We start from the raw sequence: 20,409 nt of genomic DNA on the forward strand, positions 1-20,409 counted from the left end.
AAAATGAAAAAAGTAACAATAGCCGACGTTGCTAAGGAAGCAAATGTTTCGGTCAGTACCGTTTCACAATTTATGAATCAGCGTTACGAGTATATGAGTGTGGAAACACGGGCAAAAATCCAGTTAGCTGTTGAAAAACTGCGCTACAGGCCAAATATTCTAGCGCGAAGCCTGAAAAATAAAGGGACACAAACAATTGGGATTATTGTCGCCAATATTATGTATACCTTTACTACGCATATCGTCCATCATTTAGAGCGTCATTTTCAGCAGCACGGTTTTCAGGTCATTGTGTGCAATGCAAATGATAATCCGAAATTGGAACGTGAACATATTGATTTACTGCTTGCAAAACAGGTAGAAGGATTTATTCTTTTCCCTACAGGCAATAACAAAGACTTGTATGACTATTTATATAACAGTAATATACCGGTAGTTTTTTTAGATCGTATGATTGCCGACGTGAAAATACCAAGTGTTCTATTGAATAATGAAAAAGCCATCGAATTGGCAGTTGGGGAACTGTTGAATAAAGGCTATGAAAATTTAGCTATTGTGGCAGGCTCGATTGAACAAAATATTACACCTCGTCTCGAAAGGCTGGAAGGTTTCCGCCAGGCGATGAAAAAGAGGGGAGTCGAATATGGAGAACATCAAGTAATTGCAACTTCAACGGAAAACCTGCCCGACAAGTTAAAGCAGTTGCTTACTGAAGTCAGCCTCGATGGAATTATTGCCGGAAATGACCGTATGCTGCTCGCAATTTTACACTATATGAAAGAACATGCTCCAGACATTTTGGAGAAAATCGGTATTGCTGTAATTGACGAAATGCCATTAGCTAAATTTATATCTACAAAATTGACAACGATTGAACAACCAACAGAAGAAATGGCGAAACAAGCGGTTCATTTGTTCATGCAAATCAAAAAAAGCGGCTACACAGAGGAATTATTACCCGCCTACCGGTTTGAACCGATTTTAGTATAGGATTAATAACGATTGAGGAACTGTAATGAGAACAGGTCCTCTTAAATATCTGAAATATTTTTTGAAAATAATATTCTAAAAATTAGGAATTGTTCTTGCAAATGCATTAAAGATAATTTATTATTTTTTAATAAAACGTTTTAGTAAAACGTTTTAGCTAAATGTAACCGCATACAAGGGGGAAAAATGATGAAAACAAAAGGGGTTTTAATGCTATTAATTGCATTAACAATATTTTTAACTGCTTGTAATTCCTCTGATGGAGCTCAAACAATCATTTTAGCCGAGAACCAGGTAGATGATTATCCTACTTCAGTCGGCGATTATGAATTTGCGAGATTGATAGAAGAAAAAACTGATGGACGTTACAAAGTGGAAGTTTACACAGGGGGGCAGCTTGGTGACGAAAAGAGTGCCATTGAATTAATGCAGGTAGGAGCGATTGAACTGGCACGGATCAATGGTAGTCCTTTAATGGAATTCTCGGACTCATTAGGTGTTTTATCTTTACCGTACTTATTTTCAGATGATGATCATAAGTGGGAAGTATTGAATGGTGAAATCGGCGAGACATTATTAGATGGGTTAAAAGAATCCAATTTACAAGGGTTGGCTTTTTACGATTCAGGCAACCGTCATTTCTATAATTCGGTTCGCGAGATAAAATCACCGGAAGATTTAGAAGGGTTAAAAATTCGAGTACAGCAATCAAGTTTAAATATTGACATGGTTGAGGCATTAGGAGCTTCTGCCACAGCAATGTCTTATGGTGAAGTTTATTCGGCTATTCAAACAGGTGTAATTGATGGTGCCGAAAACAACTTTCCAAGTTATTACACGACGAATCATTTTGAAGTGGCTAAATACGTAACGATGGACGGACACTCTAGTGTACCGGAAGTTTTGACAGCTTCGAAAGCTTTCTGGGATACGCTATCCGATGAAGATAAGGAAATTTTTAAGGAAGCGGCCTTGGAATCACAGGTCGTGCAGCGAGAAGCATGGGCAGCTCTTGAAGAAAAATCTTTACTTGAAGCGCGAAATGCAGGTAATACAGTTACAGTCATCGATGATGTGACACCTTGGCAAGAAGCAGTTGAACCAATCTACACAAAATACGGGGAACAGTTTAAAGAGAATTTAGAGAAGATTCAATCATTGGTTAAGTAAAACAAAGGGGAGGGCAATCGAGTGGCTACTATAAAAAAAGCAAAAAGTATTTTAGACCGCAGCCTGGATTTTATTTTGGGAACGATGGTTGTTGCAATGACATTAATCATCATCTATCAGATATTTACACGTAACTTTTTAGACTTCACACCAAGATGGACGGAAGAGTTGGCATTGCTTTTACTAATTTGGATTGCCTTTATTGGAATTGCCATCGGATTTAGAGATAACTTACATATTGGGGTAGGGATATTTGTTGGTTTGATGCCAAAGAACATTCAAAAGAAAATTGATCTCATCACTAAAGTATTGGTAGTTGCAATGAGTATCATTTTTATCTACTACGGTTTCCGTTTCACATTTTTAATGCATGGCTCATTAATGGCAGGTACAGGATTGCCGCAAAGTATTCTGTACAGTGCGATTCCTGTCAGTGGTATTTTAACGTTGATTTACGGGATTGAAATGTTCTTTAAAGATGCGATTCATGAAGATTTTGATGATGATGCCAAAGAAGCGATGGAGGCGGCTAAATAATGGGGATTGCGATTTTACTTGCAGTATTTGTAGTGTTATTACTTTTACGTGTACCAGTAGCACTATGTCTGGCTGTTTCATCATTTGTCACTACGATTTATTTAGGGATTGATTTAGCGGCTATTGTACAGCGAATGGTAAGTGGATTAAACAGTTTTTCGCTTATTGCGATTCCATTTTTCATTTTAGCTGGTGAAATTATGAATGAAGGCGGTATTTCACGCCGTCTAATTAATTTGGCAAATGTTATTGTCGGTAAAGTACGAGGCGGTTTAGCGATGGTAAACGTTTTATCTTCAACATTTTTTGGCGGTATTTCGGGTTCTGCTGTAGCGGATGTTTCATCAATTGGTTCTGTTTTGATCCCAATGATGAAAAAGCAAAAGTATGATGCGGAATATTCTGTAGCCGTTACAATTTCAAGTGCTGCACAAGGGGTTTTAATTCCACCAAGTCATAATATGATTATTTATTCTACTGCTGCCGGTGGTGTATCGGTCGGTGCATTGTTTATGGGTGGAATCGTTCCCGGTATCGCATTAGGCTTAATCTTAATGATTTTTGCATATGCGATTGCGGTAAAGCGAAATTATCCGAAAGGTGAACCGATTAAGCGTGAACAGGTACCAAAAATTGTTCGCGAAGGTTTATTAGGATTGTTTACAGCAGTTATTATTATTGGCGGGATTTTATCCGGTATTTTCACAGCGACAGAATCTGCGGCAATCGGTGCATTATATGCATTTATCATTTCATTTTTCGTTTATAAAGATGTGCCGATTTCGGCGATGGGCAACATTTTAAAACGTACTGTAAAAACATTGTCGATGGTATTGTTTTTAATTGCTGCTTCATCAGCATTCGGATGGCTCCTTGCATTCTTAAAGGTACCTTCAAAGGTAACAGAAACATTATTGGCGATCTCACCAAATGATTTTGTGACATTACTGATCATTAATGTTGTTTTACTAGTATTAGGTATGTTCATGGATATGGCGCCATTGATTTTGATTGCGACACCAATTTTATTGCCGGTAGCAATCGAAGCAGGTATGGATCCGGTTCAATTCGGTGTTGTATTAATTCTTAACTTAGCAATCGGTCTTGTAACACCGCCTGTTGGTACTTGTCTGTTTGTCGGATGTGCGATAGGAAAAATACCGATTGAAAAAGCGACAAAGGGAATGCTTCCATTTTATGGTGCGATGATTGTTATACTGCTATTAATAACGTTTGTTCCAGATATTACGTTAAAACTTCCGGAACTATTATTGAAGTAAGGGGACTAGAATATGACAAAAACATTTTTGGGTGATTCATTTTTATTGAACAATAAAGTGGCTGAGAAGCTGTATTTCGACTATGCAAAAGATTTACCGATTATCGATTACCACTGTCATTTAAGTCCTCAGGAAATTTATGAGGATAAGCAATTCAAAAATATAACAGAGGCTTGGTTGTACGGTGACCATTATAAGTGGCGTGCGATGCGGGCAAACGGAGTTCCGGAGCACCTTGTAACGGGTGATGCAGATGATTATGAGCGTTTCGAAGCATGGGCTAAAACCGTTCCGTATACGATTGGAAATCCTTTATATCAATGGACACATCTAGAGCTTCGCCGATTCTTTAATGAAGAAACTTTATTAAATGAAAAAACAGCGCGCGCTATTTGGGACAATGTAAATAAACAACTACCCGAAAAAACAGCACGTCAGTTAATTATAGACTCAAAAGTAGAAGTAATCTGCACAACTGATGATCCGATTGACTCGCTTGAATATCATATCGCGCTTCAGAAAGATGAGCAGTTTAACGTGAAAGTACTGCCAAGTTTCAGACCGGATAAAGCATTGGAAATCAATAAGCCGACATTTACGGCATGGATTGGATCATTATCGGAAGTAGTCGGTGAAACAATCGGGTCTTATGAACAATTGAAAGAGGCCCTTGCAAAACGTATTCAATTTTTTGATGAAGTCGGTGGCAAAGTATCAGATCATGCATTGGATACGATTTATTATGCTGAAGCGACAGAACAAGAAGTGAGTGCTATTTTTGAAAAGGGGCTTGCAGGGGAACAAGTATCGCTGGAAAATGAGGCGAAATACAAAACAGCATTGCTTATCTTTTTAGGAAAACAATACGCTTCCTATAATTGGGCGATGCAATATCATATTTCCGCACACCGCAACAACAATACACGTCAGTTTAATGAATTAGGACCTGATACAGGCTATGACAGCATTAATGATGGTCCAATCGCAGTACCGCTGACACGTTTACTGGATGCGCTTGCACTTGAAGATGCGCTACCGAAAACGATTATTTATTCATTAAATCCGAAAGACTATTACGTTATTGCAAGTATAATTGGAAGCTTCCAGGAAAAAGTACCGGGGAAAATTCAATTCGGTACGGCTTGGTGGTTCAATGACCAAAAAGAAGGAATGCTTGATCAGATGAAAGCACTCGCAAGCATCGGGGTATTCAGCCGCTTTATCGGTATGCTGACGGATTCGCGCAGTTTCCTGTCTTATACTCGCCACGAATATTTTAGACGCTTAGTATGTGATCTTATTGGTAAATGGGTTGAAAATGGAGAATTCCCTGAAGATTATGAGCTTCTTGGAACAGTTGTACAGGATATTTGCTATTACAATTCAAAAAATTACTTTAACTTTTAAGTGGGGTGGATGAAGCATGCAACAGTTATCAAACGAAGTGTATACTCGAAAAACAGCTGTCGTAGAGCGTATTGTCCAATTCGGCACGGGGAATTTTCTCCGTGCTTTTGTTGATTGGCTTATACATGAAGCGAATTTACAGCAACAACAGGATTTAGGGATTGTTATTGTCCAGTCAACATCAGGGAGTACGTCTGAAGTAATCAATGAGCAAGACGGCTTATACACACTAATTACGCAAGGGATTCAAAATGGTAAGCAAGTCAACTATGAACAAGTGATTGAAAGTGTAACACGCAGTATTTCACTGCAAAAGCAATACGAAGAATATATGAAACTTGCGGTTTCGGAAGACCTCCAATATGTAGTATCCAACACAACGGAAGCGGGAATTGTTTATGAAGAGCTCCCATTTGATAAACAGCCATCAACAAATTTTGTGGCGAATGTGACTCATTTTTTATGGAAACGCTTTGAAACATTTGGCGGGGATCCGTCAAAAGGGCTTATTTTTCTGCCGTGTGAATTAATTGAACAGAACGGTACTACTTTAAAAAATGGAATTGTAAGCTATGCAAATGCATGGAACTTAGGGCAGAACTTCATCGATTGGGTAACAAATGCCAATACGTTTTGCAATACACTTGTTGACCGGATCGTACCGGGATTTCCGAAAACCCAGCAGGAAGAATTAACGTTGAAGCTTGGGTACCATGATAAGTTACTTGTTTCGGCAGAACCGTATTATATTTGGGTAATAGAAAATGAAGAAACGCTTCATTCTTTCCCGTTAGCTAATGATAAATTTGAAGTGAAGCTTGTTGAAGACTTGAGTTATTACCGGGAGCGTAAAGTGAAAATGCTGAATGGTGCGCACTCCGCATTAACACCGCTTGCAATTTTGATGCATATAGATACAGTCGGGCAAGTGATGGAACACCAAACGTTAAGACCATTTGTTCAGCGTTTACTTGCAGAAGAAGTGATTCCTACCATTAATGGTGACAAAGAACAGTTAATCACATACCAGCAGGCAGTTTTAGAGCGCTTTGAAAATCCGTTTATTGCACATTACGTAAAAAGTATCGCACTCAATGCGATCGCCAAGTTTAAAACTAGAAATATCCCGTCATTACTTGCGTTTTATAAGCAATATGAAACACTTCCAAAACATTTAACAACAGCATTGGCTGCCTGGATTTACCTCTATCAAACACCAGCAGTTTTCTCGCCGCAAGATGCTCCGGAAGAGATTGAGCAAATTAGTGAAAAGCCAATAGAGGCTGTATTGCGTAATGAAAATCTTTGGGGAACAGATTTAACGACGATTCCGCAACTTGAACAATTCGTCGTGCAGGCAATTGAGGCATTTAAAGAACAGAAAACAGCACAGTTTATTGCGGAATTGGAAGAGGAGGTACTGGGATTATGAAAGAAACCATTGTAATTCATCCATCTGATAATGTTGCGGTCGCTTTACGTGCGTTTGAAGCGGGAGAGCCATTTTCCATCGGCCAAGAGCAGATTAATCTGGCGCAGGAAGTTGCTAGAGGCCATAAAATTGCCACACGTAACATTCAAAAAGGGGAACATATTCTAAAATACGGCTATCCGATTGGACATGCTACTGAAGATATTGCAAAAGGAACGGTTGTCCACACGCATAATGTGAAAACGAATTTGCAGGACATTATTAACTATAATTACGACAAGAAAGATATTACATTAAACTACCCGCAGCGTAATTTAACATTTAAAGGGTACCGACGCAGCAATGGTGAAGTCGGTATACGGAATGAACTGTGGATTATTCCTTCAGTCGGATGTGTAAATGGTATTGCGGATATGATTATACGGGAGTTTGAACAACGTGTAGGAAATATTGCGCCTTTTGAATCGACACTCGTATTAAAGCATAATTTTGGCTGTTCGCAGTTAGGCGATGACCATGAAAATACACGTACTATTTTGCTTGATGCGATTAATCATCCGAATGCTGCAGCAGTGCTTGTATTAGGGCTTGGCTGCGAGAATAATACGATTGAAGAGATGAAGCAGGAACTTGGCGATTACGATACTTCCCGGGTGAAATTTGTCGTGTCGCAGCAAGTTGATGATGAAGTCGAAGCAAGTGTCGAAGCACTCGTGGAACTTCATGAAGCAGTACGCAATGACCGCCGTGAAGATATTCCGATTAGTGAATTGCGTATCGGGCTGAAATGTGGTGGTTCAGATGGCTTGTCTGGTATCACGGCAAATCCGCTCCTAGGACGTTTCTCTGACTTTTTAGTATCGCAGGGAGGCACAACGGTATTGACGGAAGTTCCGGAAATGTTTGGAGCGGAAACGATTTTAATGAACCGTGCTCAAGATGAGGAGACATTTGAAAAAATTGTTTCGCTTATTAATGACTTTAAGCAGTACTTCATCGACTATAATCAGCCAATTTATGAAAACCCTTCACCAGGCAATAAAGCAGGCGGGATTACAACGCTGGAGGACAAGTCGCTAGGTTGTACGCAAAAAGCGGGCAGTGCTGAGATTGTCGACGTTTTGAAATACGGAGAACGTCTGAAAAAACGCGGGTTGAATTTATTGAGTGCGCCGGGTAATGATCTTGTAGCATGTACAGCACTTGCATCTGCCGGCTGTCAATTAGTGCTGTTTACTACCGGTCGCGGTACGCCATTCGGTTCCTTCGTACCTACAATGAAAATTTCCACAAACAGTGCTATTTATGAACAAAAAAAGCATTGGATTGATTTTAATGCCGGGCAAATACTAGAAGATGATGTTGACGAAGAGGCGGTATTGGAAGAATTTATTCAATACATTATTGCTGTTGCAAGTGGTGAGCCATTAAATCATGAACGTATGAATTTTAAAGAAATGGCTATTTTCAAAACGGGTGTAACGCTCTAAAGGTATCTTCCTATTATATAAGAAATGGCGATGCTCCCTTTTTCGTGAGGGAGTGTCGTCATTTTTTTAAATCGCTTATCAATGGAAAGAAAAAGGTTATCCATACGGACAAGGGGATTGCCTTGACAGTAACTGCTCACAAGATTATGATAAGATAGACAAATTATGATTGGAGAGATAAAAATGCTACTTGAAAAAACAACACGCATGAACTTTCTCTTCGACTTTTATCAAGCGTTATTAACTGATAAACAGCGCAGCTATATGGAACTGTATTACTTGGACGATCACTCGTTAGGAGAAATTGCCGAAAGTTATAATATTTCACGCCAGGCTGTTTACGATAACATCCGCCGTACTGAGGCGATGCTTGAAGAATATGAAGAAAAACTAAATTTATTCGAAAAGTTTCAACAACGTCAAATTGTGTTAAAACAATTGGCGGATGCAATTGAGGATGAGGCTTCTACGACAGAAGCGAAACTTGCATTGGTTGAACAACTGAAGGAATCGGATTAGGGGGCGAACGAGTTGGCTTTTGAAGGTTTAGCAGAGCGACTCCAAGGTACGATCCAAAAGATTAAAGGTAAAGGGAAAGTTACGGAACAAGACGTTAAAGAAATGATGCGTGAAGTCCGATTTGCCTTAATCGAAGCGGACGTAAACTTAAAGGTAGTAAAAGAATTCGTTAAAAAAGTTAGTGAGCGTGCAGTCGGCGTCGACGTCATGAAATCATTAACACCTGGTCAGCAAGTCATTAAAATTGTACAGGATGAATTGAAGAATTTAATGGGTGGCGAACAAAGTCCGATTAAATTCAGCAACCGTCCTCCGACTGTCATTATGATGGTTGGTTTACAAGGTGCAGGTAAAACGACGACTACAGGTAAGTTGGCGAATGTATTACGTAAAAAGTATAATAAAAAACCATTACTAGTAGCGGCAGATATTTACCGTCCAGCCGCTGTTCAGCAATTGCAGACAATAGGGAAGCAGTTATCTCTGCCGGTGTTCTCACTTGGTACAGATGTTTCACCTGTTGAAATTGCACGTCAGGCAATCGAGCATGCAAAAGAAGAGCATCTGGACGTTGTATTAATCGATACAGCCGGTCGTCTTCATATTGATGAAGAGCTGATGCAGGAACTAAAAGACATTCGCGGTTTAAAAGAGCCGGACGAAGTATTTTTGGTTGTTGATGCAATGACTGGTCAAGATGCTGTAAATGTGGCACAAAGCTTCAATGAAACAGTCGGCATTACGGGCGTTGTCTTAACAAAATTAGACGGTGATACTCGTGGTGGTGCGGCACTGTCAATTCGTTCTGTTACAGAGAAACCGATTAAATTTGTCGGTATGGGCGAAAAGATGGATGCGCTTGAACCATTCCATCCTGAGCGTATGGCTTCACGTATTTTAGGGATGGGTGATGTACTGTCACTGATCGAAAAAGCACAGGCCAACGTTGATATGGAAAAGGCGAAAGAGCTGGAAGAAAAGTTCATGACACAGAGTTTTACGTTTGATGACTTTATCGAACAACTTCAAGCCGTGAAAAAAATGGGACCACTTGATGAATTATTGAAAATGATTCCAGGTGCAAACAAAATGAAGGGCCTTGACAATGTCAAAGTCGATGAAAAGCAGATGGGGCGCATCGAAGCGATTATCTATTCGATGACACCGCATGAAAAGACGAACCCGGAAATCATTTCGGCGAGCCGCAAAAAGCGTATCGCTACAGGTTCAGGGACGTCGATTCAGGAAGTAAACCGCTTGCTGAAGCAGTTTGAAGAAATGAAAAAAATGATGAAACAGATGACAGGCATGGCTCAAGGTAAAGGTAAAAAGAAGATGAAAATGCCTGGTTTTGATTCATTATTTAAATAAAAAAATAAGGTGTTAAGAAAAAACACTTTACAAACCATCAAGACATTGCTAATATAATATCTTGTGTGAAACTTATTCGGAGGTGCTATTAAAATGGCAGTTAAAATTCGCTTAAAACGTATGGGAGCTAAAAAATCTCCTTTCTATCGTATCGTAGTTGCAGACGCTCGTTCACCACGTGACGGCCGTCAAATCGAAACAGTAGGTACTTACAACCCACTTACAGTTCCAGCTACAGTACAAATCGATGAAGAGAAAGCTCTTAAATGGTTAACTGATGGTGCAAAACCATCTGATACTGTACGTAACTTGTTCTCAGAACAAGGTATCATGGAAAAATTCCATAACGCTAAATACAGCAAATAATTCAATGATTAATTCGGAGGTGGCATTATGCAGCAGCTGATTGAAGCAATTGTGAAACCGTTAGTCGATTATCCTGAAGACGTTCGTATTGAGACGGACGAAACTTCAAATCGAGTTGTTTATAAGCTTTTTGTTCATCCAGAGGATCGAGGGAAAGTAATAGGCAAGCAAGGACGTGTTGCGAAGGCAATTCGTACGATTGTGTACTCAGCAGCGGGCGGCCACCAGAAGAAAAAGACGTATGTCGATATATTGGATTAGTAAAAGAAGGGTGGCATTTTGCTAACCCTTCTTTTTTTGTTATGATAATTCAATCAGCGGTATTTTATAAACAATTACAACTAGTTGATTGAAATGGAGGTGGCGACTCCTGCTGAAGGCGTCCATCATCATTCAAAATCAACGGATTCTAAAAAAGGTGGAATATACATGGAATGGTTTAATGTAGGTCGTATTGTGAATACACATGGTATTCGTGGAGAGCTGCGAATTTTATCGACAACGGATTTTGAAGAAGAACGTTTTGCGGTAGGTTCCAAACTGGCGGCATTCAAAAAAGATGATAAGAAACCGACTTGGGTGACGATCAGTTCATCAAGACGCCATAAAAACTTTATATTGGTGACATTTGAAGGAATGGAAAACATTAACTTAGTGGAACCATTTAAAGAAGGTTTGTTAAAAGTATCGATGGATCAATTGGCGGAAGATGAGCTGGAAGATAATGAGTACTATCACTTTGAAATTAAAGATTGTGAAGTATTTTCAGAAGAGGGCGAACTGATCGGCGTTGTTACAGATATTTTAGAAACGGGCGCAAACGATGTATGGGAAGTTAAAGCGCAAAATGGTAAGAAGCACTACATTCCTTACATTGAAGATATCGTAAAAGATATTGATGTCGATGAAAAGAAAATCGTGATTCACGTAATGGAAGGTTTGTTGGAATGAAGATTCACGTATTAAGTTTATTTCCTGATATGTTCACAGGTGTGTTTGGCTCATCGATTTTAAAAAAAGCGCAGGAAAAGGGCGCTGTCGAGCTGGCAGTAACCGATATCCGTGAGTACAGTGAAAACAAGCACAAGCAAGTGGATGATTACCCGTACGGCGGCGGAGCGGGAATGGTATTAAAGCCGGAACCGATGTTCAATGCGGTGGAAGCCATTACAGAAGGTCGCAAGCCACGTGTTATTCTCATGTGCCCACAAGGCGAGCGCTTTACGCAGAAGAAGGCAGAGGAGCTTGCAAAGGAAGAAGATCTAGTATTTCTATGCGGGCATTACGAAGGATATGATGAGCGGATTCGGGAGTATCTCGTAACAGACGAGATTTCGATCGGCGACTTTGTTTTGACAGGCGGGGAGCTGCCTGCAATGACGGTAATCGATGCGGTTGTACGTTTATTGCCGGGTGTACTTGGGCAGGAAGATTCCCATATTCAGGATTCATTTTCGACCGGGTTATTAGAGCATCCTCATTATACGCGTCCTGCTGATTTCAGAGGGATGAAAGTACCGGATATACTATTATCGGGCAATCACGCGAAAATCGATGCGTGGCGTGAGGAACAGTCATTCAAGCGCACGTTGGAACGCAGACCGGATTTACTGGAAGCATTTAAATTAACGGACAAGCAAATGAAAATAATCGAAAAAATTAAGAATGAAATGTAAAGCAAAACTACTTGCAAGCCTAAAACAATTATGGTAAGATTCATTTTGTGCTTCAATGTAAGCACTGAATTACGGTGTTCCGCTGTGGCTTAAATTAGCGTGCATGAGCATCTGTCTAAGGAGAGAAAACAATGTCAAACATTATTACAGAGATCACTAAAGATCAATTACGTTCAGACTTACCTACATTCAAACCAGGTGACACAGTTAAGGTACACGTTAAAATCGTTGAGGGTACTCGTGAGCGTATCCAATTATTCGAAGGTGTAGTTATTAAACGTCGCGGTGGCGGAATTAGCGAAACTTTCACAGTACGTAAAATTTCTTACGGTGTTGGTGTAGAGCGTACTTTCCCAGTACACACTCCAAAAATCGCTAAGTTAGAAGTAATCCGTAAAGGTAAAGTACGTCGTGCTAAACTTTACTACTTACGTAACTTACGTGGTAAAGCTGCTCGTATTAAAGAAATTCGATAAGAACTTTTTAGAAGGGGGCTTGTATATACAAGTCCCTTTCTTTCTTTAAATTAAAAACTGTGTATTAACATGTGCAGTTGACAATAAGCTATAGATAATATGATGTAATAATTTAGATTAGATTTTTGCCTGATATACATATTTCGTATACAATAAATGTGATGAGCAAGGGGGATAGCTACGTGGAAAAAACTGAAAAAGAAAAAAATGAGCTTTGGGAATGGACGAAAGCTCTACTGATTGCGTTTGCGATTGCCGCATTTATTCGTTACTTTTTATTTACACCGATTGTAGTAGACGGGGATTCAATGATGCCTACCCTTGAAAATGGTGATCGCATGATCGTCAACAAATTCAGCTATAAAATCGGCGAACCCGACCGTTTTGACATCGTCGTATTCCACGCACCTGAACAAAAGGACTATATTAAACGTGTCATCGGTGTTCCAGGGGACTTTGTAGAATATAAGGATGATCAATTATACATTAATGGTGAACCGATCGACGAACCGTATTTGGACGCATATAAAGCCGAAATTAGCGAAGGCAACCTAACAGGCGACTTCTCGCTGAAAGATATCGATCCGTCACTGGACGTTATTCCGGAAGGCTATGTATTCGTAATGGGCGATAACCGTCGCTTCAGTAAAGACAGCCGCCATATCGGAATCGTCGACCAGAAAGAAATTATCGGCAACACAAGCATCATTTTCTGGCCGTTAAACGAAATTGAGATTGTAAAGTAATATTTATCGTTTTTTATCAATAGATGAGGATGACATAATTAAATGTCATAGCAGTTGATTGGAATGAAGGGGAGGCGAGTTGAGTTCGTCTTCTCATTTATCAAGTCGTTGCTTCTGCGGTGGCCGCAATAAATTGCAGCCATCCTCGGCGCAAAGAATTAGAGACAAAACAAGTTTGACTCTAATTCTTGCCCGCGGAAAACGTCCGACCCGTAATGGAAATCAACCCCATATTTGATGATGGATCATTTTCGCAATAAATATTAAATATTGTCTAAAATGAGGGGGCAGTTTAAACTCCTCATTTTTTTGTTGAGAATAGAAGTACGTAATTTACAGGAGGTTATACATTATGACAATTCAATGGTTTCCAGGACATATGGCAAAGGCGCGCCGCCAAGTATCGGAAAGTTTAAAGCTTGTCGATATCATTTTTGAACTTGTCGATGCACGTTTACCATTATCTTCACGTAATCCGATGATCGATGAAGTCATCCATCAAAAACCGCGCCTGCTCATTTTAAATAAACAAGATATGGCCGATGAGCAGGAAACACGCCGCTGGATTCAATATTTCGCCGACAGAGGCTTTAAAGCAGTAGCCATCAACTCGTTGGAAGGGAAAGGCTTGCAGGCGGTTACAAAGGCAGCACAGGAGATTTTGGCGGATAAATGGGAGCGCATGAAATCAAAAGGAATGAAACCGCGTGCTATCCGCGCGATGATTGTAGGAATTCCGAACGTCGGGAAATCAACTTTGATCAACCGTTTAGCGAAGAAAAACTTGGCGAAAACGGGAAATATGCCTGGTGTGACCAAATCACAGCAATGGATTAAAGTCGGTAAGGAAATTGAACTTCTCGATACTCCCGGTATTTTATGGCCGAAGTTTGAAGATCAGGAAGTCGGCTATAAGCTTGCTTTAACTGGTGCGATTAAAGATACAATCATGAATATGGAAGATCTGGCTGTATACGGCCTGCGTTTTTTAGAAACACACTACCCAACACGCATGGAAGAGCGCTATAAAATTTCATCCGTATCCGAAGAACTTGTCGAAACATTTGATGCAATCGGAAAGCTGCGCCGTGTGTTTGGACAAGGCGGGGAAATTGACTACGATCAAGTATCCGTATTAGTAGTACGCGACATTCGTGAACAGAATCTTGGGAAACTCACATTTGACTTTGTTTCCGAGCAACTTGAAAAAGAGCAATTGGAAGAAGCGATTGCACTGGAAAACGAAGAGCGCCGGAAAAAAACGGCCGCGCTAAATCGCCAGAAAAAGCAGGAAAGCAACGAATAAAGTGGGATAATAGACAGACAAAACCTTTTTCATTTATTTGAGAAAGGTTTTTTCTTTTATAATAAGAAAAGTAGACGATATAACAGTAAGATTGAGAGAAAGTAAAGTTAGATAAAAAGCCAAGTTGATTGGAATGGAGGGGTGGCGACTCCTGCGGGAACAGCACGAGGGAGAGACTACAGGCTCGAGCCGTGCCCGCGGAAAGCGTCCACCCCGGAATGGAAATCAACTCTATATTAAGAAAACGGAAGTAATAGATTTGGGGACTTTATATGAAAACAATTAAAGAGATTACAGAAGCATTAAAAACAGCAGTACAAATCGAGCCATGGATGGATTTTGTAGCAAAGGATGAACGGGCAGGCGTCCAAAAAGCATGGACGCAATTTCAGAAGCGTCTGGAAAAGATCGAGGCACTCCAACAGGCACATAATGAAAAGCTGCAATTTGACGCAAGCTATTTACCATATGAAAATGCCTATATCGCCGGTACAGACGAAGCAGGCCGCGGACCACTCGCAGGACCAGTCGTAACCGCGGCCGTCATCTTGCCGAATCATTGTCAGGAACTGCTTGGCGTAAACGATTCCAAACAATTATCAAAAGAAAAGCGCAACCAGTTTGCTGAACGGATAAAAAAACATGCGCTATATTATTCTGTTCATTTTCAAAGTGCCGAGGAAATCGACCGCCTCAATATTTATGAAGCAACACGCCAGTCGATGTTAAAAAGTATTGAAACACTGGAAGTTACGCCGCACTTCATACTGGCCGATGCGATGACACTTTCGACGTCGATTCCGCAAGCATCCATCATAAAGGGGGATGCGCGCAGCCTGGCAATCGCAGCAGCATCCATTTTAGCGAAAACGGCACGTGATGACTATATGGAAAAGCTGGATCGTGAATATCCGCAATACGGTTTTGCACAGCATGCCGGGTATGGAACAAAGCAGCACCTGGAAGCGATCGCCGAATATGGACCGACAGATCATCATCGAAAAACATTCGAACCGATCAAATCAATGCTTCAAAGAAGGGAGTAACGGCATGAACTTCTCATCGTTTAATGCAATTCAATCCAATACTTCGCAGCAAATAACAGCAAATCAGCCATTATCGTTAAAGCAGGACCAAGTATTTCACGGGACGATCAAGCAGCTTTTCCCGAATCAGATGGCGGAAGTCCAAGTCGGCAACCAAAAGCTTATGGCGAAGCTGGAAGTACCTTTAAAGCTGGGCGATGCACACTTTTTTCAGGTGACAGCAACAAATCCGCAAACAGAATTAAAAGTCGTAACAGGACCGATGTCACAATCAATGACAGCTGGCCAGCAAATATCCCAGCTGCTTGAAACAATGAATTTGCCGAAGTCGAATGAAATGCAGCAAGTTCTTTCGCATTTTATGAAAGCCCAGTTACCACTGGCGAAAGAACAGCTCACAGCCGCGGAAAGCTGGATGAAAAGCTTGCCTGCAGGAGTAGACAAGAACAATGCGCTTCACGCACTGCAGCGTATGGTGGAGCTGAAAATGCCTTTTACAAATACCGTATTTCAGGCATTGACGCAGGGAACCAAAACTGATGGCATGTCGGCCAATTTAGCCAATTTGGCACAGCTCTTGGCGAATCAGGCTGGAGGGAATGAAGCGATCAAATCATCGCTCCTTCAGCAAATTGACCAGCTGGCAAAACCGCTGAACAATGAAACAGGCGGTATTCTGCTTGCGCGGGCGACTCAAAATTTACTTGATAACAATTCAACAAATATATCGAAACTTCAATCGCTGACGGTATTAAAAGAAACGGGTATTTTACCGCAAAATGCAACTTTGCAAAATTGGCAAACGGTAAATCATCTAGGGAACCGGCAGTCCGGGAACGCAATACTAAATGCAGCAGCACCGTTATTAAAAGAAGCGGGACAAATGCTGCAGCAGCTCGGACAAACAAGCCCTGAACAAATAAAACCGGTGTTAGAGCAAGTAAAAGCATGGGTTAGTAATGAAAGCTTATTATCTGCAACACAAAAACAGCAATTACAGCAATTACTATCGCGTTTTGAACAAATTCCGGCTTCAAAGACAGCGGTCGAAGCATTGGTAAATCAACTGCGGCAGCAACTGACAAACGCATACAGTGAAAATGCGAGTACGCGGCTTTTTATGCAAAATGATCAGGGCTTGTCAGCGAAGGATCAATTGCTTACGTTACTGAAGCCGGATACAAATTTACCTGTCGCCGATCAGCTGCTGCGAAATTTAGTGAAGGTGACAGCTGATAGCCCACAGCCGGTGATGCAGAGTGCCCTCACCCAAGCAGAGGGTCAAGTACAGGCGGCGGTGGATAGCAGGGCGATGGAACAGGCGATAAAGACTGTCTTAAAGGGGCTTGGCGTCAGCTACGAGGCCGCGCTGGCAAATAAGGCTGGGGATATACAGGCAATTGCCCAGCAAATAAAACCGCAATTATTAGCGCTTCTTCAGGATGCCCTGACACCTGTTGCTATAAAAGATGCTGCTGAGATGGTGATGGCCAGACTAAATGGAATGCAGCTCACATCAGGGGAAAACGGGCATCAGCATCAGCTTGTCATGCAAGTGCCGCTGGATTTTTTCGGCAAGAAAATGGATGTCACTCTGCAATGGAATGGTCGCATGAAAGAAGATGGTAAAATCGATGCCAGCTTTGCGCGCATTCTATTCTATTTGAATATGGAAACATTGCAGCAGACAGTAATCGATATGCAAGTACAAAACCGTGTTGTCACAATTAATATATTTAATGATATGCCCAACTTAGATTCATTGGCGACGTCGCTGAAAGCAACATTAAAGGCGGGATTGCTGGAAAAAGAATATACCTTATCCGGACTGTTTATAAAACCTTTTGGAGACCAGGCAGAAAAAACTGTCACAAAATTGTCGAATCAGCAAGAAGATGAGCAAGGAGGGGTGGATATCCGCATATGAACGAAAAAAAATATGTACGAAAAGAAGCGATCGCCCTTTCCTATGATCCGCAAAAAAACAATGGTCCGACAATCGTCGCAAAAGGCAAAGGGAAAATTGCGGAAAATATATTGGAAAAAGCAGCAATGCATGAAGTACCTGTTTATGAAGATCCGAACCTGGTGGAACTGTTAGGGCAGCTTGATTTGAACACATCGATCCCGGAAGAACTTTACCAGGCGGTTGCCGAGGTTTTTGCTTTTATTTATCATTTGGACGAAAAGCAGAAGTTAACTAACAAAAATAAATAACCGTTTTTTTAATTTTATGCAGAGAATATCTTTTAGAAAATTGGAAAATATCTATACAAAGAATATTTTGACATAAAGTAAACTAAAAAATGCTTGTGTGACAAATATAGACATTGTCTGAATAATTGTATAAAATAGATTATGTTAGTAGAATAATTTCCAAATGTCCGATGGGAGGATGTATCATGAATATCCATGAGTATCAAGGGAAAGAGATATTAAGACAATACGGTGTAGCGGTTCCAAGAGGGAGCGTCGCGTTTTCACCAGACGAAGCAGTAAAAGCAGCAAAAGAGCTAGGTTCAAACGTAACAGTAGTAAAAGCACAAATTCATGCAGGGGGCCGCGGTAAAGCGGGAGGCGTTAAGATTGCCAAAAACCTCGATGAAGTTCGCTCTTTCTCTAAAGAATTATTAGGCAAAATTTTAGTAACTCACCAAACAGGTCCAGACGGTAAAGAAGTAAAACGTCTTTATATAGAAGAAGGTTCGGACATTAAAAAAGAGTATTACTTAAGTTTAGTATTAGATCGTGCAACTTCTAGAGTTGTAATGATGGGTTCTGAAGAGGGCGGTATGGATATTGAAGAGGTAGCCGAAACGAATCCGGAAAAAATCTTCAAGGAAGTCATTGATCCGGTTACAGGATTAAATGCTTTCCAGGCGCGACGTATGGCATTTAATATGAATATTCCTGCTAAGCTAGTAAACAAAGCAGTAGGTTTAATGCTTGGTATTTACAAAGCATTCATCGATAAAGATGCATCGACAGTAGAAATCAACCCGCTAGTTGTTACAGGTGATGACCAGGTAGTAGCACTTGATGCAAAATTCAACTTTGATGCAAACGCTTTATATCGTCACAAAGATATCGTGGAATTACGCGATTTCGATGAAGAAGATCCAAAAGAAATTGAAGCATCTAAATATGATTTAAGTTATATTTCGCTGGACGGCAATATCGGCTGTATGGTAAATGGTGCGGGTCTTGCGATGGCGACGATGGATACGATTAGTTACTACGGCGGCTCACCCGCAAACTTCCTTGATGTTGGGGGCGGTGCTACAGCTGAAAAAGTAACAGAAGCGTTTAAAATCATTTTATCGGACAAAAATGTTAAAGGAATTTTCGTTAACATTTTTGGTGGAATCATGAAGTGTGACATCATTGCAAAAGGTGTTATTACGGCTGCAAAAGAAGTCGGTTTAGCGGTTCCGTTAGTAGTACGTTTAGAAGGGACAAACGTAGAGCTAGGTAAAAAGTTATTAAATGAATCCGGTTTAAACATTGTAGCAGCCGACTCAATGGCAGACGGCGCACAAAAAATCGTGAAATTAGTTGAAGCTGAAGGCGGGGTAATGGCATGAGTGTGTTCATTAATAAAGAGACAAAAGTAATCGTACAAGGGATTACTGGGGAAACAGCCCTTTTCCATACAAAACAAATGCTTGAATACGGAACGAAAATCGTTGGAGGGGTAACACCTGGTAAAGGCGGTCTTGAAATCGAAGGTGTTCCTGTATTCAATACTGTACAGGAAGCTGTCGATGTAACAGGTGCAAACGTATCCGTTATTTACGTACCGGCACCTTTTGCGGCAGATGCTATTATCGAAGCAGTCGATGCGGATCTCGATATGGCGATTTGTATTACAGAACATATTCCGGTACTGGATATGGTAAAAGTAAAGCGCTATATGGAAGGCAAGAAAACACGTTTAGTCGGTCCAAACTGTCCGGGTGTTATTACTGCTGATGAGTGTAAAATCGGTATCATGCCAGGCTACATTCATACAAAAGGACACGTAGGTGTAGTTTCACGTTCTGGTACATTAACTTATGAAGCAGTACACCAACTGTCTCAGGCGGGAATCGGCCAAACAACAGCGGTAGGAATCGGGGGAGACCCGGTAAACGGGACAAACTTCATCGACTGCTTAAAAGCATTCAATGAAGACCCAGAAACTTATGCGGTTGTCATGATTGGTGAAATCGGTGGTACAGCGGAAGAAGAAGCTGCTGAATGGATTCAGGAAAACATGAACAAACCGGTAGTAGGCTTCATCGGTGGTCAAACAGCTCCTCCAGGAAAGCGTATGGGTCACGCAGGTGCCATTATTTCCGGCGGTAAAGGAACAGCTGCAGAGAAAATCAAAGCTATGAATGCAGCGGGTATTGAAGTAGCTCCGACGCCTTCTGTAATCGGTGAAACACTGATTAAAGTAATCAAAGAAAAAGGCTTGTACGAAGCTTGTAAAACACATTAAAATGAAAGATGTAGCGGTCGCCTCGCTACATCTTTTTCATATGTCTCCATCCATTGGGTTCCATGAACGAATTAAGAGCCCGAATTCATCGGTTATACGATGTTTTACACAATG

The 20,409-nt window shown here is 40.8% G+C and carries 21 protein-coding genes; all 21 read left to right on the plus strand.

Features of this window, described 5'->3' with window-relative positions:
* The first annotated feature begins 3 nt into the window (after positions 1-3).
* The 21 genes from MKX73_RS11875 (at position 4) to sucD (ending at position 20,295) form a co-directional block, all read left to right on the plus strand.
* Complete coding sequence (locus MKX73_RS11875; RefSeq protein WP_340717606.1) at positions 4-990, plus strand: LacI family DNA-binding transcriptional regulator; 987 nt, start codon at positions 4-6, stop codon at positions 988-990.
* Between the two features lie 186 nt (positions 991-1,176).
* Positions 1,177-2,160, plus strand: coding sequence for a TRAP transporter substrate-binding protein (locus MKX73_RS11880; protein ID WP_340717607.1), 984 nt, complete (start codon positions 1,177-1,179; stop codon positions 2,158-2,160).
* Between the two features lie 21 nt (positions 2,161-2,181).
* The gene (locus MKX73_RS11885) at positions 2,182-2,697 is read left to right on the plus strand and encodes a TRAP transporter small permease (protein WP_340717608.1); all 516 of its coding nucleotides are present in this window, start codon (positions 2,182-2,184) and stop codon (positions 2,695-2,697) included.
* The gene (locus MKX73_RS11890; protein WP_340717609.1) at positions 2,697-3,977 is read left to right on the plus strand and encodes a TRAP transporter large permease; all 1,281 of its coding nucleotides are present in this window, start codon (positions 2,697-2,699) and stop codon (positions 3,975-3,977) included. Before MKX73_RS11885 ends, MKX73_RS11890 begins: the two co-directional genes overlap by 1 nt.
* Positions 3,978-3,989: 12 nt before the next feature.
* Positions 3,990-5,384 carry a glucuronate isomerase gene (gene uxaC / locus MKX73_RS11895; RefSeq protein WP_340717610.1) on the plus strand — a complete coding sequence of 465 codons (1,395 nt, stop codon included), beginning with the start codon at positions 3,990-3,992 and terminating at the stop codon, positions 5,382-5,384.
* A gap of 16 nt (positions 5,385-5,400) precedes the next feature.
* Positions 5,401-6,816, plus strand: coding sequence for a tagaturonate reductase (locus MKX73_RS11900; RefSeq protein ID WP_340717611.1), 1,416 nt, complete (start codon positions 5,401-5,403; stop codon positions 6,814-6,816).
* On the plus strand, positions 6,813-8,306 hold the full coding sequence (locus tag MKX73_RS11905) for a UxaA family hydrolase (RefSeq protein WP_340717612.1): 1,494 nt from the start codon (positions 6,813-6,815) through the stop codon (positions 8,304-8,306). The genes MKX73_RS11900 and MKX73_RS11905 overlap by 4 nt, the downstream gene beginning before the upstream one ends.
* A gap of 183 nt (positions 8,307-8,489) precedes the next feature.
* Positions 8,490-8,825: a putative DNA-binding protein gene (locus MKX73_RS11910; RefSeq protein ID WP_079525160.1), complete on the plus strand. Its 336-nt coding sequence runs from the start codon at positions 8,490-8,492 to the stop codon at positions 8,823-8,825.
* 12 nt (positions 8,826-8,837) lie between these two features.
* On the plus strand, positions 8,838-10,196 hold the full coding sequence (gene ffh, locus MKX73_RS11915; RefSeq protein WP_340717613.1) for a signal recognition particle protein: 1,359 nt from the start codon (positions 8,838-8,840) through the stop codon (positions 10,194-10,196).
* A 93-nt stretch (positions 10,197-10,289) separates the two neighbouring features.
* A complete protein-coding gene (gene rpsP, locus MKX73_RS11920; protein WP_008403312.1) occupies positions 10,290-10,562 on the plus strand; it encodes a 30S ribosomal protein S16 in 273 nt (90 codons plus the stop codon).
* Between the two features lie 27 nt (positions 10,563-10,589).
* Positions 10,590-10,823: a KH domain-containing protein gene (locus tag MKX73_RS11925; protein WP_008403311.1), complete on the plus strand. Its 234-nt coding sequence runs from the start codon at positions 10,590-10,592 to the stop codon at positions 10,821-10,823.
* A gap of 168 nt (positions 10,824-10,991) precedes the next feature.
* Positions 10,992-11,513, plus strand: a complete 522-nt coding sequence (gene rimM, locus MKX73_RS11930) for a ribosome maturation factor RimM (RefSeq protein ID WP_251689374.1) — start codon at positions 10,992-10,994, stop codon at positions 11,511-11,513.
* Positions 11,510-12,238: a tRNA (guanosine(37)-N1)-methyltransferase TrmD gene (gene trmD, locus MKX73_RS11935; RefSeq protein WP_340717614.1), complete on the plus strand. Its 729-nt coding sequence runs from the start codon at positions 11,510-11,512 to the stop codon at positions 12,236-12,238. Before rimM ends, trmD begins: the two co-directional genes overlap by 4 nt.
* Before the next feature lie 131 nt (positions 12,239-12,369).
* Positions 12,370-12,714, plus strand: a complete 345-nt coding sequence (gene rplS, locus MKX73_RS11940; protein WP_340717615.1) for a 50S ribosomal protein L19 — start codon at positions 12,370-12,372, stop codon at positions 12,712-12,714.
* Between the two features lie 182 nt (positions 12,715-12,896).
* Positions 12,897-13,460 (plus strand): signal peptidase I, encoded by a 564-nt coding sequence (gene lepB / locus MKX73_RS11945; protein WP_340717616.1) that lies wholly within the window; start codon positions 12,897-12,899, stop codon positions 13,458-13,460.
* Positions 13,461-13,812: 352 nt separating this feature from the next.
* On the plus strand, positions 13,813-14,766 hold the full coding sequence (ylqF, locus tag MKX73_RS11950) for a ribosome biogenesis GTPase YlqF (protein WP_340717617.1): 954 nt from the start codon (positions 13,813-13,815) through the stop codon (positions 14,764-14,766).
* Between the two features lie 272 nt (positions 14,767-15,038).
* The gene (locus MKX73_RS11955; RefSeq protein WP_340717618.1) at positions 15,039-15,812 is read left to right on the plus strand and encodes a ribonuclease HII; all 774 of its coding nucleotides are present in this window, start codon (positions 15,039-15,041) and stop codon (positions 15,810-15,812) included.
* A 4-nt stretch (positions 15,813-15,816) separates the two neighbouring features.
* Complete coding sequence (locus MKX73_RS11960) at positions 15,817-17,739, plus strand: hypothetical protein (RefSeq protein WP_340717619.1); 1,923 nt, start codon at positions 15,817-15,819, stop codon at positions 17,737-17,739.
* Positions 17,736-18,029 carry an EscU/YscU/HrcU family type III secretion system export apparatus switch protein gene (locus tag MKX73_RS11965; protein ID WP_340717620.1) on the plus strand — a complete coding sequence of 98 codons (294 nt, stop codon included), beginning with the start codon at positions 17,736-17,738 and terminating at the stop codon, positions 18,027-18,029. Before MKX73_RS11960 ends, MKX73_RS11965 begins: the two co-directional genes overlap by 4 nt.
* Positions 18,030-18,214: 185 nt before the next feature.
* Entirely contained in the window at positions 18,215-19,396 is a 1,182-nt protein-coding gene (gene sucC / locus MKX73_RS11970) for an ADP-forming succinate--CoA ligase subunit beta (protein ID WP_340717621.1), read from the plus strand.
* Positions 19,393-20,295: a succinate--CoA ligase subunit alpha gene (gene sucD, locus MKX73_RS11975; protein ID WP_340717622.1), complete on the plus strand. Its 903-nt coding sequence runs from the start codon at positions 19,393-19,395 to the stop codon at positions 20,293-20,295. The genes sucC and sucD overlap by 4 nt, the downstream gene beginning before the upstream one ends.
* Positions 20,296-20,409 lie beyond the last annotated feature (114 nt).

The sequence above is a fragment of the Solibacillus sp. FSL W7-1436 genome (assembly GCF_038007305.1).
GTDB lineage: Bacteria > Bacillota > Bacilli > Bacillales_A > Planococcaceae > Solibacillus.